Raw genomic sequence first — 16,411 nt, 5'->3', positions numbered from 1 at the left:
CGTCGGTGATGGATAGAGCTTCAGTCGGCCCAGAGATTCTTTCCAAGGTCCAACCACGGCCAACTGGGGAGCACTATGGGTAGTAAAAGGAAAAAATCGACAACGCTGTCGTGATAACCCTATGTTTTTAAAAGAAATTATTCACATATTCAATATTAAGATTCAGAATCTGGAGTGAGATGTCCATCCATCGGAGGACGATCCATCACCCCACCACATGACACTACCTGTCACCGATGCGATGCTGGCACGGTATCGACATCAGCCCAGGGTTCCGGACGACCGTCATGACGGTCTAGCGTGATCGCATTCAAGCCATGACAAAGCTCACAGATCGGGTCTACACGACACTCAGAAGAAAAATCATGTCGGGAGAGTTATCTTCGGACATGCAGATCAAGGAAGCCCATCTAGCCGAGACGCTTGCGGTCAGCCGGACGCCGGTTCGAGCAGCCATTCAGCGCCTCGTGGACGACGGCCTGATCTATCACGAGAAGGGTCGCGGCTCATTCGTTTCGCCCTGGCAGCAGGACGATATCGTGGACATCTACGAGCTGCGCATCCTGTTGGAATCACGCGCAGCCAGGCTGGCCGCTAGCCGTGCGACGGCGGAGCAGATCGCGCAATTGCATCGTCATGCCGACGTGATCGAAGGACTCTATCGGGACCAGCCCGACAAGTACCTGTTCAGCATCCAGGCGGAAAATCAGAAATTCCATCAGATCCTGATGACGGCATCTGGCTCTGCGCAGCTCAAGCAGATGGTCAGGATGCTGGTCGATTCACCGATCACGGTAGGCTCCTATTACCTCTACTCCGACGCAGAGATGCAGCGCTCGATGCAGCAACACAGGGACATCATCGATGCGATCGAGCAACGGGAGGAGAGTTACGCTGAAGACCTCATGCGCGTGCACCTGCGCATGGCCTACTGCGTTTTCATGGCCAGGCAGTCGGCCCAATCGAAAGGGGATCCTTGGGAAAAAGCGGATAAGACATAGCGCGCCTCGAGCGCACCAAAGACGCGCTAGACCAACCTATCCCAGATCACTGACGCTCAAGGCTCAAACCGTTGACGGGCCCGCTCGGGGTCGCTCGCCATTGCCAGTTTCGACGGCCGCCCTCGGTAGTGGGTCAGCAGCCGCCGAATGACCGGTACCAGAACGGTCAGCACAATGATCGTCACCATCACGATGGCAATGGTACTGGAGAAGAGATAGCTCACCTCATGTCGGCCAATGAGCATCGCACGGCGCAGGTTCGATTCCGCCACCGGGCCAAGAATGACGGCCAATACCGCAGGCGCCAGCGGAATTTTCAGTCGTTCCATGCCCCACCCCATGACCCCGAACGCCAGCATGAGCCACACATCGAACAGACTGTTGTTAATGGCATAGACGCCGATGGTAGTCAGGGCAATGATGATCGGCGCCAGGAGCAGCGGCGGCATGTACATCACATTGATGAACAGCCTCGCGCCAAGCCGACCGATCACGAACAGCATGATCGAGGTCACCAGCATGGCCAGGATAAAACCGTAGGTGACGGGAGCGGAGCGCGTGAACAGGTCCGGCCCCGGAAGCATGCCGTGAACCAGTAAGCCGCCCAGGATGACCGCAGAAACGCTGCTGCCCGGGATCCCCAGGGTCAACGCGGGAATCAGGGAAGCCGCGTTGTCAGCGTTGTTGGCGCACTCCGCCGCTGCGACGCCTTCGGGCGCGCCCTTGCCGAACCGCGACTTGTCCTTCGCCACACGCCGCGCCTCGTTCCATGAGAGCATGGCTGCGATATTCCCCCCTGTGCCCGGGATGATGCCTACGATCACGCCGATGACCGATGCCCGGCACCAGGTCGGCACCAATCGTCTCCAGCCGATACCGCTTCTCGTCCTGCCGCCGCTGCCGATGCTGTTCTTGCTCAGCAGCATGGCTTCCTGCGCCAGCGTCAGAGCCGGCGGAATGGCATAGAGCCCGGTGAGCAGCACCAGGATGTCGATGCCGCCCATGAGATCCATGACATTGAACGTGAAGCGCTCGTTACCGGTCATCGAGTCGATCCCGACCATACCGATGACGAGACCGAGACAGGCACTGATGAGCCCCTTGATGGGCGCATCGCTCAGCAGTACGGAGATGGCCGCCAGCCCGAAGATCGCCAGCCAGAAAACCTCCACCGGGCCGAACTTCAACGCCATCGCGGCCAGCGGCGGACTCAGAAAGAGCAGCGCCAGGGCACTGACCGAGCCGCCGATCGCCGAAGACGTCAACGCGATCTTCATCGCCTCCAGCCCCTGGCCCTTTTTCGCCATGGGGTGGCCGTCGAAAACCGTGGCGATACCGGCAGGCGTACCGGGAATACGCAGTAGAATGGCAGGAATTGCGCCGCCGTACATGGCGCCATTGTAGATACCCGCCATCATGCCGAGCGCAACCAGTGGATCCATGGTGAACGTCAGCGGAATCAGCACGGCGATCCCCATCGTCGCCGAAAGCCCAGGCAGGGCACCGATGAGCACGCCGATGGTCGTACCACCGGCCATGGCGAGCAGGACAGCGGGTGAAAATAGCAACGGGAGGGCGGAAAGAATGGAATCCCACATGAGTCATATCCCTGTGAAAAGACGCAGCGCCATTTCGGGAGGTAGTGGTCTATCCAGCACCACCTGGAAAATCACATAGATCAACAGCGAGAAAATGATTGCCGTGACCACCAGCCACTTACCTCTGCGATAGCCGAGGAGCATTCCACTCAGAGGTACGAACAGCAGAAACGTAGTGGCGAATCCCAACCTGGGTGCAGCGACGATCATGACGATGGAGGTTGCCAGCAAGGTAAAAAACCTTCTGACATGGCCCGGCGAAAATCGCATCGATTCACCACCTTCATGACGCAAGGCAAGCGCAGACCTCACAGCCCATACCACCAGCAGGAGGGTCAGAAATCCCATCACGACGGTGGGCAAATAGGCGGAATCTCGCGTGAAACCCAGCGCATGGACAAGCCCGAAGACGCTGAGTATCGCGCCAGCGAGTGCCACGCCTGTCTCTACCGCTGCCTGACGCATCATCGCGCTCCTCTCAAATGCGATGGATAAAAAGTGGCGAGCCAGCCAGGGGCTGGCTCGTCCAATCACTGACTCCAGGGAGATTCATCCCAAAGCGTCTGAAAACGTGCCTGCAGGTCCTGAAGTGTTTGCTGGTAGGTGGTCGGGTCCTGGTAGTCGAGTGGTAACGACTGCTGCGCGGCTGCCTTCTGGAACTCTTCGTTGTTCATGGCCGCTTCGATGGCACTGGAGAGTTTCTGAACGATCGCGTCCGGGACCCCGGCAGGAACGGCGATGCCGCGGTTCGAGCCAATAGTCAGCTCGTAACCGGCTTCGGCAGTCGTCGGCACATCGGGTAATTCCTTCGAACGCTGACTTGCAGCCTGGGCCAGCATCTTGATTCGCCCGGCCTTCACGTCCGCCGCCGCTTCGCCAATGTTGAATATCCCCATCTCGATGTGCCCGCCCATCAATGCCTGACGTACGTCGGCAGCACCGGGAAAGGGCACGTGGGTCATCTCGATCCCCGCCAAGCGCTCCAGCGCCAGCGCGGCCAGGTGATCGTCCGAGCCCACCCCGGTCGTGCCGTAGGTGATCTCGCCGGGGTGTTCCTTCGCGTAGGCGACCAGATCCTCGAGCGAGGCGAATTCGCTATCCGGCCCCACGTTGAAGCCATCGGGATCATCGACGACGCTGGCCACCGGCTGGAAATCGGAAAGTTCGTAGCGTGTGTCACGTTCGATCGGGATGGTCAGCACGTTGGGCGTATTGATGAAGCCGATGGTGTAACCGTCGGGCTCGGCGTTGGCCAGTGCCGTGAAGCCGACCTCACCACCGGCACCGGGGCGGTTGATGACGGTGATGTCGGTGCCCAATTCCTTCTCGATATAGGGAGCCAGTGTCCGCGCGGCGATATCCGTGCCGCCTCCGGCGGAGTAGCCGATGATCATCTGCACGGCGCGCTCGGGATAATCGGCCATGGCCGACAACGGCATCAGCATGATGGCGGCGATCGCAACGGTTCTTGTCTTCATGCCAGGCTTCATGGGCCTCTCCTTTTTCGCCGCCATCGCCTCAACGGACGTACTGGCTTGGCGAGCTGTGCTCGGATGGATGTCGAAAACGACTGATATCGTTCGTCTTTCGATTATTGTTCTAATAAAAAACAAAATCATCGAATCACAGGTGTCTCATTGGCTCAAGCGGCGATTTCAACCGCTCTGTCCAGAAACCGAGTACGGCCTACAAATAATTGAATATCAATATATTTTACCTTCATTATACTTTTGTCTCGCATTGGAAAAAGGAAGATTTTGTAGACAGGCCATCTTTATTGTTTTTTTATTGTTCTTGTCGATGTCCTGCGCTGACGAGACCTTGCGCACCGGACGATCTCCTCACTCAGGGAAGGGCCAACGAATGACCTCACAGACCGTCATGGACACGCTGAAGACATTGGGCAGTGCAACGATTCATGAAGCTCAAGGTCAGCGTGGCGCCATGGATTCCGGTATCAAGCCGCTGGATCCAACGCTGAGAGTGGCCGGCAGGGCACTGACCGTGGACTGCTCGCCCGGCGACAATCTGCTGATTCACTACGCCATCTCCAAGGCAAGGCCGGGTGACGTGCTGGTCGTCGATGCCAAGGGCTTCACCGAAGGGGGGCCATGGGGGGATATTCTGACGCTGGCGGCCACGCTGGCGGGCATCAGCGGCCTGATCATCGACGGCATGGTGCGCGACGCCGACACCATCATCGAATCCCGCTTTCCAGTGTTCTGCCGCGGGCTCTCGATCAAGGGAACGCACAAGCATCAATCGGGCAAGGTCAACGAAACGATCCAGTGCGGCGGCGTGGCGATACGTGCCGGCGACATCGTGGTCGGCGATCGGGATGGCGTGGTGGTGGTGGCAAGCGAAGCGCTCGATGACGTCATCACGGCCTCCCAGGCGCGCGAGGAGAAGGAAGAGGCGTACCGCCGTGAACTGGAGCAGGGGGCCAGCACGCTCGATCTACTGAATCTACGCGGCACCCTCGACCGCCTGGGCTTGAAGTAAAGCCTGGCTAGTCAATGACCGGCGCGTCGCGGGATGAGGGTGTTGCGCGAAGACCCAATCCCCTTGATCGCCGGCCCCGCTAGACTGAATGACGGAACGCTCGATGCCGATCTCAATCCGCCCCCTTCTCGCTGACGCTCGATCGGCGGTAATCCGTCGACGGCTGGCCCGTATTCACAACCTGCACGACTTCGAGGCGGCGGCTCGTCGGTATCTGCCCCACTCCATCTTTTCCTACATCGCCAATGCCGCAGAAGAGGGTCAATCGTTCAGAGCCAACCGGCATGCCTTTGGCGATTATGGCTTCATGCCACGGGTGTTGGTGGATGTCTCTCAAGTGAGCCAGACCACGACCCTCTTCGACCTGCCGCTGTCCTCACCATTCGGTATCGCACCGATGGGACTCGGCGCACTGTGGGCCTACCGGGCTGACATCGTCCTCGCTGACGCCGCCGCATCGGCGGGCATCCCGATGATCATGAGCGGCTCATCGCTAATCCGTATGGAAACCCTCGCCGGGCGAGGAGATTCGACCTGGTTCCAGGCCTATCTACCGGCCGGGCGCGAGGCCATTCGGTCGCTGGTGGCACGCGTCCAGGCAGCGGGGTTCACCACGCTGGTGATCACCCTGGATACGCCGGTTGCCACGAACCCGGACAACAACCGTCGAGCCGGCTTCTCCTCCCCCATGAAGCCGTCGGTCAGACTGGCCTGGGATGGCATTTCACATCCCGGATGGCTGTTCAACACCTTCCTGAGAACGCTCCATCGCCACGGGATGCCGCACTTCGAGAACAACTACGCTTCCCGCGGCGCCCCTATTTTCTCCCCCCATGTCGACAGAGATATCTCCGACCGGGGCCATTTGAACTGGGACGATCTGGCATTCATTCGCGACATCTGGCGGGGCCGGCTGGTACTCAAGAGTGTCCTGCATCCCACCGATGCGAAAAGAGCCCAGGCACTCGGGGTCGACGCGCTCATCGTATCCAACCACGGCGGCCGGCAGCTGGATGGGGCGATCTCGCCGTTACATGCGCTGGCCGACATCATCGCGGCAGTGGGTGACCTACCGGTCATGATCGACAGCGGTTTCCGTCGCGGCACGGACGTGCTGAAAGCCCTGGCTCTCGGGGCGCGCTTCGTATTTATCGGGCGACCGTTCGCCTATGCCGCCGCCGTCGGCGGCGAGCCGGGCGTCGCGCACGCCATCGAACTCATGTCGGCCGAGATCCGGCGAGACATGGCACTACTGGGCATCACACAACTGAACCAGTTGCGCCGGGATCATCTGGTCGCGCTGACCTCGATGGCGGAGCGCCGCTTGTCGAATGACAGCGACCCAGGTCGTCACGACAGTCCAGAAAATCCGTCACATCGAGATCATCACACCGATCGAGAGAATCATCGTCAGGAAGCGAGGAGCGAAAATTGAATCATCGACACAGTGCGCCGACACCACTAGAGACGACGTCGCGGCAACGGTCTCTCGACAAGTCGGTCTTTCGACTCGATGTCTGGTACGACGAATCGATGCAGGCCATCTACAAGACTCGACCCGATATCACGCTGACCACGCTCCCCGCTGCCAGCCGCCTCGACGACTGTGCAGAGGTGCTGCAGGCGGCACACGCCTACCAGATATCCTCGGCCAAGGATGAAACCCCTCCGAGCTGGTTCGCCAATGAAGCCCTGCTCGCCAGAACGCCCAATCTCCTCTGTGTCTCCACGTCAGGGTCCGGCTATGACACGGTCGATATCGAGGCGTGCAGCCGTGCCGGCGTCCTCGTGATGAATCAATCCGGCGCCAACGCCCAATCGGTTGCCGAACACACCTTGGGCATGATGTTGGGAGTCAACAAGCGACTCGCGGAGAATGACCACCGCCTGAGGCAAGGGGGCACCTTCTCCCGCGAGGATCTCATGGGACGCGAGCTGCAAGGCAAGACAGTCGGACTCGTAGGCATCGGCCATATCGGAAAGCGGGTCGCCGCGTTGGCCAGAGCGTTCGGCATGGAGGTGATCGCCTATGATCCGTTCCTGAATGCGGACACGATTCGAGAGAGAGGTGCCCAACCGGTGTCCCTATCGGCGCTGCTGGCCGAATCGGACATCGTATCGCTGCACTGTCCGAGGAAGGCCGACACGCTTGGGATGTTTGATGCGTCCGCCTTTGCAGCCATGAAACCCGGCGCACTCTTCGTCACCACGGCACGCGGTGGCATCCATTCGGAAGCGGCGCTGGCCGAGGCACTTCAAAGCGGGCATATCGGTGGAGCCGGTATCGATGTGTGGGACGTTGAACCCCCGCCTCTGGACCATCCACTGCTGGCCATGCCCAACGTGATGGCGACGTATCACACCGCCGGCGTCACTCACGAGGCGCGGCGCAATATTGCAACCTGGGCAACACGGCAACTGATCGAAACACTGGACGGTGAATTCCCGCCGCGCTTGCTCAATCCCGAAGCCTGGCCAATTTACGCTGAGCGTTATCATGCGATATTCGGAAAACATCCAACGAAGGCTTGTCGATAAAGCATGAAAGCCTTGGCTTTTTTCAAGACCGACGGCCTAGCATGTTCGTGCAATCGAAATACCCAATCGATTGGTATCTCACCCTGATAGTTTGATTTCGAGCGCTGGACTTGGGAATGATGACACGCCTTGACCGGGGCAGCGCCGAGCTGACGCTGCCCGAGCGCTATCGCCGATTCCTCGCCGAGCTGTCGACGGCCGGCTTCAGCGGCGATATCGCCGCCAATACCGCCGATCTCCAGCGGATCGCCCGTCTCTTGGGGATTAATCGTATCGCGATGTCGTGCTTGCGCCTTTGGGGCGGCACCGACCACCAGGCGGCATCTCGCCAACCTGACAATTTAGATATTCGAAGCATCCGACACTCTCGACACCCGGAGTAGTGCACGAACTCGCCGAACAATTGGTCTGATTGACACAATGCCGGACATCATTTAAGTAAAGTTGCGAAACTTTAGACCAAAGTCTCGATTCACAACCCTAATTCCTTGTGTGAAAAAAAATTAACCACGCCCAATAAAAATATTCGCTTTAGCCCCCCCTTTGATGTGCCCTTAACTGGCCGGACGAATTGAGAGTCTTGAGGGCACAAAAATGGGATTCAAATCGCTTTCGGTCGCCGCAGCGCTTATCGTCTCATGCATCACTACCACGAGCGCTCTGGCAGATTATCCTGAAAAGAAAATCGACATGATCGTCGGCTTCGCCGCGGGTGGCGGCACCGACGTCATGGCCAGAAATATCGCCCCTTATCTGGAGAAGTACCTGGGTAACGGCGTGTCCGTGGTCGTCAAGAACATGCCTGGAGCCAGCGGGCAGATCGGCATCACGGCAGTCGCCGAAGCCGATCCGGATGGTTATACGATCGGCACCTACAATCTGCCTGGGGCGATGGCACGAACCCTCGACCGCAACGCGGATTACGACGCTGACAGCTTCACCTATCTCGCCAATATCGTTAACGATCCCAATGTGATCGTGACGCCAAAAAGTAGTGACATCGACACCATGGACAAGCTCGTCGAGGCCGCCAAGGCCCGCTCGGGCGCGGTGACGGTCGCCATGTCCAGCCTCGGCGGCGACGATCATTTCTTCCTGCAGAAGCTCTCCAGCGCCACGGACGCCGACTACATCACCGTTCCCTTCTCGGGTTCGGCGCCGGCGCGCAGCGCGCTGATGGGGGGGCACGTGACGATGGGTATCATCAACGTCTCCGAAGTGGTCAATTTTCGCGACGAGCTGAACGTTCTGGGTATCGCCTCGAAAGCGCGCTCCAGCATGGCCGAGGATATCCCGACCTTCCAGGAACAGGGTTACGACCTGGTCAATGGCGCCCTGCGCGGCTTCGTCGCGCCGGCCGGCCTGCCCGAAGACGTCGAGTCGAAGCTGCTCGCCGCGTTCCAGCAGACCTACGACGACCCGGACTTTCAGACCGCGATGCGCAAGTCGGGCAATCCCACCGAACTTGCACTGGGTGACGACTTCGAGGCGCTCAACGCCGAACAGCTGGAGCTCGCCAAGCAGATCTGGGAAACCCAGCCCTGGAAGTAAGCGTCACTCGCCCGCGCCATCCGACACCCCCTCGATGATCCCTGCGACTCTCGCCACGAGAGAGTCGTAGTCGGCTCGCGCCAGCGGCGAGACACGTCGGCCCCTCGTCCTTCCATTGATGAGACAGACCATGAACCACGAGTCCAACGCCCCATCGTCCCCTCGTTCTCGCCGCCTCGATCCGGACCTGATCGCCGGCATCGTCATCGTTCTGGCAGCTGGCGCCCTGCTCCTGCGGACCGCTGGGATGCCGGCGATGACGGCGTTGCTGCCGGTCTCGATGCTGTCGGTGCTCGTTCTACTCGGCGTCTTCTTGATCGCCCGCTGCGTGATCCGCCTCAAGCGACAAGGCGACGCCTACGCGCCCACGCAGGTTTTCGATAACGCCCGCCGTTTCCTCGGGATCGCAGCGTCCATCGCCCTCTACGTCGTAGGCGTCGCCCTGCTCGGCTTCTACACCACGACCGCGGTGATGATCCCCGCGGTGGCCTGGTGTTTCGGCTATCGCAGCCTGAAGGGGTTGCTGCTCGCCGATCTGATATTCACCGGCGGCATCGCGATCATCTTCGTGCTGTTGATGGGCCAGGAACTTCCCACCGAACTCTTTCTGCGCTAGCGAGGGCATCCCATGTACGGCAATCTCATCGACGCACTGCCGGCAGTGCTGTCCCTAGGCAATATCCTTGCAGTCGTGGTCGGCGTGATCGCCGGCATCTGCGTCGGCGCCCTGCCGGGCCTCAGCGCCACCATGGCGATTTCGGTGCTCATTCCGTTCACCTTCGGCATGGACCCGCTAGTCGCGCTCGGCATGATGGCCGGCATCTACAACGGCGCCATGTACGGCGGATCGATTCCTGCCGTGCTGTTGCGCATCCCCGGCACCCCGGCGGCCGTCGCCACGAGCTTCGACGGCTACCCGATGGCCCAACAAGGGCGCGGCGGCTACGCCCTGCAGGTGGCGGTGGTCTCGTCGGCTCTGGGCGGTATCGCCTCGGCGCTGGTTCTGATGCTGCTGGCGCCGCCGCTGGCCAAGGTGACGCTCCTATTCGGGCCGACCGAGATCTTCTGGGTTGCCGTGTTTGGCATGTCGGCGATCGTGTTCCTGCTCGGCGGCGACATCATCAAAGGGCTGATCAGCGCCGCTTTCGGCGTGTTCGTCTCCTTGATCGGCGTCGATACGATCACGGGCTACGAGCGTTACACCTTCGGCCATCTCGAGCTGCTGGATGGCATCAACATCGTCGTGCTGCTGGTGGGTCTCTACGCGCTGCCGCCGGCGATCGGTCTGCTCGAAGAAGTTCGTGACTTCGACACCAAGAACACCGGGCGCCTCAATACGACCAGCATCTGGAAGGCGATACCCGGCATGTTGAAGTACTGGAAGACCTGGCTTCGCTCGTCGGTGATCGGGGTCTTCGTCGGCATCCTGCCGGGGGCCGGCGGATCGATGGCCGCCTTCCTCAGCTACAACGAAGCGCGGCGTGCCTCCAAGAACCCGGATGACTGGGGCAAGGGCGAGCCCGAGGGCGTCGCGGCGTCCGAGACGTCGAACAATGCCGATACCGCCGCCGCGCTGATCCCGGCCCTGACCCTGGGGATTCCGGGCACCGCCGTCGCCGCCGTCATGCTGGGCGGACTGCTGATCCATGGTCTCCAGCCGGGGCCGATGCTTTTCCGTGACAACCCCGAGATCGTCTTCGGCTTCATGTGGCAATTCCTGTTCGCCGCCATCCTGCTGATCTTCCTGGGCGGCGCCCTGGCGACGAACAGCTTCGCTCAGGTACTGCGCCTGCCGCGGCCGCTACTCGGCGCCATCATCATTGCTCTGGTCTTCATCGGCGTCTACTCGATCAACAATCGCATGTTCGATGTCTATCTGATGCTGGGCTTCGGCCTCATTGGCTACTTCATGGACAAGCTGAAGTTCCCGCTGCCGCCGGTGGTGCTGGGCCTGATCCTCGGCGGTTTCGCGGAGCAGAACCTGCGTCTGGCGCTGAGGATCGGCGGTGGTGACTGGAGCATTCTGGCGTCGAGCCCCACCGCCAAGGTGCTCATCGCCATGGTGCTGCTGGTCATCGTCTCGCCGCTCATCTCGCGACGTCTGCGCGCCAGAAAGGCCAGCAAGGTAGCGGGATGAAGACGCCACACGCGACGATCCGGGAGTCGTGGCTGGCTCGCCACCGGGAACCGATCCTGATGCCCGAGCAAAAGATCCTCGATGCGCATCACCATCTCTGGGACCGGGAAGAGGGCCGCTACCGCACCGACGAGTTCCTGGCGGATGTCGCCCAGGGTCACGACGTTCGCGCGAGCCTCTACGTCCAGTGCCGCACCGGGTATCGCGATGCGGGGCCCGAGGCCCTCAAACCGCTAGGCGAAGTCGAAACGGTACTCGAGTGGAGCGCTGGCGCCCCGAATTACCCGCTCGGCATCGTCGCCTTCGCCGATCTGCTGGCCGGCAGCCAGGTTCGAGAGACGCTCGAGGCGCTATGCGCCATTGCGCCCGGTAGCGTGCGCGGCATTCGTAACACCACCGCCTATCATCCCGATCCGGCCGTACGCTCCAACCCCCGGCCGGCACCGGATGGCCTGCTGCGCGCCAGGGCCTTCCGCGAGGGCGCCGCGCAAGTGGCCCGGGCGGGACTCACGCTGGATGTCTGGGCCTATCAGACCCAGCTTCAGGAGGTAGAAGCGCTGGCTCGCGCCCTGCCGGACCTCACCGTGGTGATCGATCACTGCGGCGGCCCGCTGGGGGTGGGGCCGTTCCGCGGCAGAACCCCCGCGGATTTCGCGGCCTGGCGCCAGGGAATCCAGCGGCTGGCGGCGCTGCCCAATACTCGCATCAAGATCGGCGGATTCGGCCTGACGGTTTTCGGCAACGCCTATCACCTGAATCCCGAACCGCCGACTTCCGCGCAGCTCGCCTCGGACTGGTCGCCCCATGTGGAGACCTGCCTCGAGGCCTTCGGCTCGCATCGCGCCATGTTCGAAAGCAATTTCCCCGTGGACAAGGGCATGTACTCCTACGTCGCGCTGTGGAATGCCTTCAAACGACTGAGCCAACCCCTGGGTCAGGCAGATCGGGACCGCCTGTTCTGGCGCACGGCCGCCGAGACCTACGGCCTCGACCCTGGCTGGCAGTGAACAGTGACCGGGACCTGGCGACGCCGCCTTGGCCGCAGTCACCCGACGACCATGAGGAAAGAGACGATGCTCAAAAGAACGCTGGCCACGATACTGCTCTCCGCGCTGAGCGCCACGGCCTTCGCCGATTACCCCGACAAGCCGATCACGGTGGTCGTGGGCTACTCGCCAGGCGGAGGCACCGACGTGCTGGCCCGCGTAGTCGGCAAGTACCTGGAGAAGGCGTTGGGCGACGATGCGAGCGTCGTGGTCAAGAACCAACCCGGCGCCGGTGGCCAGATCGGCTTCACCAGCGTCGCCGAGGCCAAGCCCGACGGCTACACCCTGGGCACCTTCAACCTGCCGGCAGCGCTGGCGCTGACCTTCGATCGCCATGCCGCTTATGACGCCGACAGTTTCGATTACATCGCCAATGTGGTCCACGACCCCAACACCTTCGTCGTCAGTCGGAATTCGCCCTACCACAGCCTCGACGAGCTGATCGAGGCCGCCAAGGCCAAGCCCGGGAGCCTGAGCGTGGCGCTGGCATCACTGGGCGGCAACGATCACTTCAGCGCGCTATTGATGGAAGCGGCTGCCGGCGTCGACTTCAACCTGATCCCCTTCGAGGGCGCCTCCATGGCGAGGACGACGCTGATGGGCGGGCATGTGGCGGTCGGGACCATGGCGCTGAGCCAGACGGTGGGCTTCGAGGACGATCTACGAGTTCTCGCCGTGCTGGATGACCAGCGTTCCTCCTACGCGCCGGACGTGCCGACCGCCAAGGAGCAGGGGTACGACGTCGAGATGGGCTCCTATCGCGGGTTCGTCGCGCCCAAGGGGCTACCCGATGCGCTCGAGTCCCGCCTCGAAGCGGCCTTCAGGCACCTGGCCGACAACCCGGATCTTCGTCGGGAGCTGGCGGCTCAGGGCAACTCGCTGGATATCGTCGTGGGGGAGGACTACCGCAGGCTGGCCGAGGCGCAGTCCGATATCGCGGGAGACTTGTGGAAGCACCAGCCGTGGAAGTGAATCACGGCATCTGGCGCGGCTTGAAGCGATCCAGACGATCAGAGAAAGACGCCGAACTCCCCGGAAAGCTCAGCGAGCTTGTTGTGCATGGCGATCAACAGTTCGGACTTGGCCGAGTTGGCGCGCTGCACGGTACCGATCTGGCGATAGACCTGGGGCTGTCCGAAGGGGAGCTTCAACATGTCACGACCGTTCTCGCGCACCGCGATGTCCGGCACCACGGCGGCACCGAGCCCGGCCGCCACGCACTCCACGATGGCCGGAATGGTGTCGATCTCGGCGATGTGCTTGACCTTGAGACTCTGGTGGGTCAGCTCGTTGTTGATGAGTGCGGCCAGCGGCACGTCGCTGGCGAAATGCACGAACGGCAGGCTCTCCAGCAGCTCACCCGCCGTCATTGGCGGCGTTCCCGGCGGCGCGATGACGACCAGCGGCTCGCGCAGGAAGGGAGACCAGGTGAGGTTGCGCGACACCCCCGCGTGTTCCGCCACCACCGCCAGGTCGAGGCGCCCGGCGTTGACGTCGCTCAGAAGGCTCGACGACATCCCGACGCGCAGGTCGACGTGAAGCTCGGGATAGGTCTGACGCAGGGCCACGATAGCGCGTGGCAACAGGCCGATCGTACTGGTTCGAACCGACCCGATGCTGAGCGAGCTGGAGATCCGGCTGCCTTTCAAAGAAATCCGAGTCTCCTCGACCAGTCCCAGAATCTTCTTGGCCGTCTCCAGCAGCTGCAACCCATGCAGGTTGAGGCTCGGGGGTCGCGTCTCGCGGTTGAACAGCGGTGTATCCAGCTCCTGCTCGAGCGCGAGGATCTGCTGGCTCACGGCCGATGGCGTCAGGTTCACCTCGCGCGCGGCCCGCGCGAAGGTGCCGTACTCGGCGATAGCCATCAGCGTGCGTAGCTGGCGAGTGTCCATACCACCCCTTTGATTAAAATAACTTCACTTAAAGAACAATATTAGTCGCTTTTATACAGAAAAACTATCTGTATTCTGGTTTGACCGCTTCATCGATTTGCGGCTCCTGCTACTTGGCGGGCCGTTGGACAAGACAAGTCGGATAAGACAAAGAGAGACACGCCATTGGATAAGCAACCCGCCATTCTCGTCACCGGCCCCTACTTGGCGAATCCGGCAAGGCAGCTTGCCGAGGACGCCGGCTACGCCATCTTCCATACCCCGCCCTATCCGACGACCGAGGTGCTCGTCGCGCACATCCAGCGTCACGATCCCGTCGGCATCGTCTCGCGCATGGGCCAGTTCGGCGCGGAGGCCATGGCGGCCGGAAAGTCGCTCAAGGTCGTCTCCAAGCACGGCGCGGGTGTCGACAACATCGACGTCGATGCCGCGACCCGGCAGGGCGTGCAGGTCATCCGTGCCGCCGGGGGCAACGCCATCTCCGTCGCGGAGCATGCGGTCGCCCTGATCTTCGCAGTCGTCAAACGCCTGCTGCCGCTGGACACCGGCATGCGGGCAGGCCGTTGGGAAAAAGCCGAGTTCCTGGGCCGCGAGCTGTCCGGCATGCGCCTGGGCCTGGTCGGTGCGGGCGCCATTGCCGCTGCCGTGGCAAAAATCGTGAAGGGGGTAGGATTGGAAATCAGCGTCTACGACCCCTATGCCTCAGTCGAGGCTATCGAAGCCCTCGGTGCGCGCCGAGCCGATCGAATCGAGGATCTTCTCGGTCAATCCGACATCGTCAGCCTGCACTGCCCGCTGACCAAAGATAACGCGCATCTGCTCAATGCCGAAACGATCGCGCTGATGCCGGCCAACAGCTACATCGTCAATACCTCCCGCGGCGGCCTGATCGATGAAAAGGCCCTGCTGGCCGCACTCGAGAGCGGTCACATCGCAGGCGCCGGCCTGGATACCTTCGAGCAGGAACCCCCCGAGGGCATCAGCCCGCTGGCGAACTCCGAGCGGGTCATCCTGACCCCTCATGTCGCGGGCGTCACGGAAGAAGGCGGTACCCGGGTCGGCGTATTGGCCGTCGGTGGCATCATCGATTTTCTTGCCGGAAAGGCGCTTCCGAAAGCGCGCCTGGCCAATGAATTGCCAGAGTCGATCTTCTCCTGAACGATTGCTACCAGTAACGCCATCTCGTTGGCGCTTTTCCACAACGGAGTCATGCCATGCCAGTCGGAAACAGAATCCTCCAGCGTAAGCGCAGTGTCGACCAGCGCCTCGTCAAGGCCTTTGCAGCACTGCCTGTCGCCGTGGTCAGCGACAGCATGTCGCGCGTCTTCGCTGGCGGCTCCAACCTGCGCCCCATGCACCGCGACGGCAACCTGGCCGGCGTTGCGCTCACCGTTCGCACGCGCCCGGGCGACAACCTGATGCTGCACAAGGCCATCGACATGGCCGAGCCCGGCGACGTCATCGTCTGCGACGCTGGCGGCGATACCACCAATGCGCTCATGGGTGAGCTGATGCTGGCTTACGCGGTCAAGAAAGGGGTCGCCGGGTTCGTCCTCAACGGTGCGCTTCGCGACCTCGACGGCTTCCGCGAGACCAACCTGCCGACCTTCGCCGCCGGTGTCACCCATCGTGGCCCGTACAAGAACGGGCCCGGAGAGATCAATACACCGATCAACCTGGGCGGCATGGTCATCGAACCCGGCGATCTGATCATCGGCGACAGTGATGGCATGCTTGCCGTGCCTTACGACGATGCCGAAACGGTGCTGGAGGCGGCCCAGGCCAAGCAGGCGGCCGAAGAGAAGCAGATGGCCGCCATTCATGCCGGTGAAAACGATCGATCCTGGGTCGATGCCGCGTTGAAAGCAGCGGGATGCGAGATGGTCTGAGACCACGGATACCGGATTCAACCTGCCATCATCGACAACGTCTATCGCTGCTAACCGGCGTCCACAGTCGCCGACAAAGCGCTACGAAAGCTGAAATCCGCCGACCGACTCCCCACGGGAGAAGGTCGGCTTCTGCATGTCGAAATTAACTACAAATTACTGATATTTATGAAATAAATATTATTTTTTAAAACTAAGGTCTAATGCTTTGATCTCGCCGGATTGGCTAGTATTCCTTGTCGAATTCAAGGCTGACC

The 16,411-nt window shown here is 61.4% G+C and carries 16 protein-coding genes; 12 read left to right on the top strand and 4 right to left on the bottom strand.

The window, feature by feature from the left end:
- Positions 1–389 precede the first annotated feature (389 nt).
- A complete protein-coding gene (locus AAGT95_RS06560; protein WP_232822128.1) occupies positions 390–1,001 on the top strand; it encodes a GntR family transcriptional regulator in 612 nt (203 codons plus the stop codon).
- Between the two features lie 56 nt (positions 1,002–1,057).
- Here AAGT95_RS06560 and AAGT95_RS06555 read toward each other — a convergent pair whose 3' ends face one another.
- The 3 genes from AAGT95_RS06555 to AAGT95_RS06545 form a co-directional block, all read right to left on the bottom strand.
- On the bottom strand, positions 1,058–2,599 hold the full coding sequence (locus tag AAGT95_RS06555) for a tripartite tricarboxylate transporter permease (protein WP_342595954.1): 1,542 nt from the start codon (positions 2,597–2,599) through the stop codon (positions 1,058–1,060).
- Positions 2,600–2,602: 3 nt separating this feature from the next.
- Positions 2,603–3,067 carry a tripartite tricarboxylate transporter TctB family protein gene (locus AAGT95_RS06550; RefSeq protein WP_110601915.1) on the bottom strand — a complete coding sequence of 155 codons (465 nt, stop codon included), beginning with the start codon at positions 3,065–3,067 and terminating at the stop codon, positions 2,603–2,605.
- Positions 3,068–3,129: 62 nt separating this feature from the next.
- A complete protein-coding gene (locus AAGT95_RS06545; RefSeq protein WP_232822129.1) occupies positions 3,130–4,077 on the bottom strand; it encodes a tripartite tricarboxylate transporter substrate binding protein in 948 nt (315 codons plus the stop codon).
- On the opposite strand from AAGT95_RS06545, the gene AAGT95_RS06540 reads away from it, so the two are divergent.
- The 9 genes from AAGT95_RS06540 (at position 4,022) to AAGT95_RS06500 (ending at position 13,345) form a co-directional block, all read left to right on the top strand.
- Positions 4,022–5,101, top strand: a complete 1,080-nt coding sequence (locus AAGT95_RS06540) for a 4-carboxy-4-hydroxy-2-oxoadipate aldolase/oxaloacetate decarboxylase (protein WP_342595953.1) — start codon at positions 4,022–4,024, stop codon at positions 5,099–5,101. The genes AAGT95_RS06545 and AAGT95_RS06540 overlap by 56 nt on opposite strands.
- A 103-nt stretch (positions 5,102–5,204) precedes the next feature.
- The gene (locus tag AAGT95_RS06535) at positions 5,205–6,536 is read left to right on the top strand and encodes an alpha-hydroxy acid oxidase (RefSeq protein ID WP_342595952.1); all 1,332 of its coding nucleotides are present in this window, start codon (positions 5,205–5,207) and stop codon (positions 6,534–6,536) included.
- Positions 6,533–7,639, top strand: coding sequence for a hydroxyacid dehydrogenase (locus tag AAGT95_RS06530; RefSeq protein WP_342595951.1), 1,107 nt, complete (start codon positions 6,533–6,535; stop codon positions 7,637–7,639). The genes AAGT95_RS06535 and AAGT95_RS06530 overlap by 4 nt, the downstream gene beginning before the upstream one ends.
- A gap of 116 nt (positions 7,640–7,755) precedes the next feature.
- The gene (locus AAGT95_RS06525; RefSeq protein ID WP_342595950.1) at positions 7,756–8,022 is read left to right on the top strand and encodes a hypothetical protein; all 267 of its coding nucleotides are present in this window, start codon (positions 7,756–7,758) and stop codon (positions 8,020–8,022) included.
- Positions 8,023–8,329: 307 nt separating this feature from the next.
- Positions 8,330–9,190: a tripartite tricarboxylate transporter substrate binding protein gene (locus AAGT95_RS06520; protein ID WP_342595949.1), complete on the top strand. Its 861-nt coding sequence runs from the start codon at positions 8,330–8,332 to the stop codon at positions 9,188–9,190.
- A gap of 130 nt (positions 9,191–9,320) precedes the next feature.
- Positions 9,321–9,806 (top strand): tripartite tricarboxylate transporter TctB family protein, encoded by a 486-nt coding sequence (locus tag AAGT95_RS06515; protein WP_342595948.1) that lies wholly within the window; start codon positions 9,321–9,323, stop codon positions 9,804–9,806.
- 12 nt (positions 9,807–9,818) lie between these two features.
- Complete coding sequence (locus AAGT95_RS06510; protein WP_342595947.1) at positions 9,819–11,327, top strand: tripartite tricarboxylate transporter permease; 1,509 nt, start codon at positions 9,819–9,821, stop codon at positions 11,325–11,327.
- The gene (locus AAGT95_RS06505) at positions 11,324–12,334 is read left to right on the top strand and encodes an amidohydrolase family protein (RefSeq protein ID WP_342595946.1); all 1,011 of its coding nucleotides are present in this window, start codon (positions 11,324–11,326) and stop codon (positions 12,332–12,334) included. The genes AAGT95_RS06510 and AAGT95_RS06505 overlap by 4 nt, the downstream gene beginning before the upstream one ends.
- Positions 12,335–12,400: 66 nt before the next feature.
- Positions 12,401–13,345 carry a tripartite tricarboxylate transporter substrate binding protein gene (locus AAGT95_RS06500; RefSeq protein ID WP_342595945.1) on the top strand — a complete coding sequence of 315 codons (945 nt, stop codon included), beginning with the start codon at positions 12,401–12,403 and terminating at the stop codon, positions 13,343–13,345.
- Between the two features lie 38 nt (positions 13,346–13,383).
- On the opposite strand, the gene AAGT95_RS06495 is transcribed toward AAGT95_RS06500, so the two are convergent.
- Positions 13,384–14,265, bottom strand: a complete 882-nt coding sequence (locus AAGT95_RS06495) for a LysR substrate-binding domain-containing protein (RefSeq protein ID WP_342595944.1) — start codon at positions 14,263–14,265, stop codon at positions 13,384–13,386.
- Positions 14,266–14,430: 165 nt separating this feature from the next.
- Between AAGT95_RS06495 and AAGT95_RS06490 the strand changes: the two genes are divergently transcribed.
- Both AAGT95_RS06490 and AAGT95_RS06485 read left to right on the top strand, forming a co-directional pair.
- Entirely contained in the window at positions 14,431–15,423 is a 993-nt protein-coding gene (locus AAGT95_RS06490) for a hydroxyacid dehydrogenase (RefSeq protein WP_240612421.1), read from the top strand.
- A 56-nt stretch (positions 15,424–15,479) separates the two neighbouring features.
- On the top strand, positions 15,480–16,154 hold the full coding sequence (locus tag AAGT95_RS06485; RefSeq protein WP_342595943.1) for an RraA family protein: 675 nt from the start codon (positions 15,480–15,482) through the stop codon (positions 16,152–16,154).
- Positions 16,155–16,411: the final 257 nt, after the last annotated feature.

The sequence above is a fragment of the Salinicola lusitanus genome, assembly GCF_038648475.1.
Lineage (GTDB): Bacteria > Pseudomonadota > Gammaproteobacteria > Pseudomonadales > Halomonadaceae > Salinicola > Salinicola lusitanus.
This window is presented reverse-complemented; position numbering and strand designations above follow the sequence as displayed.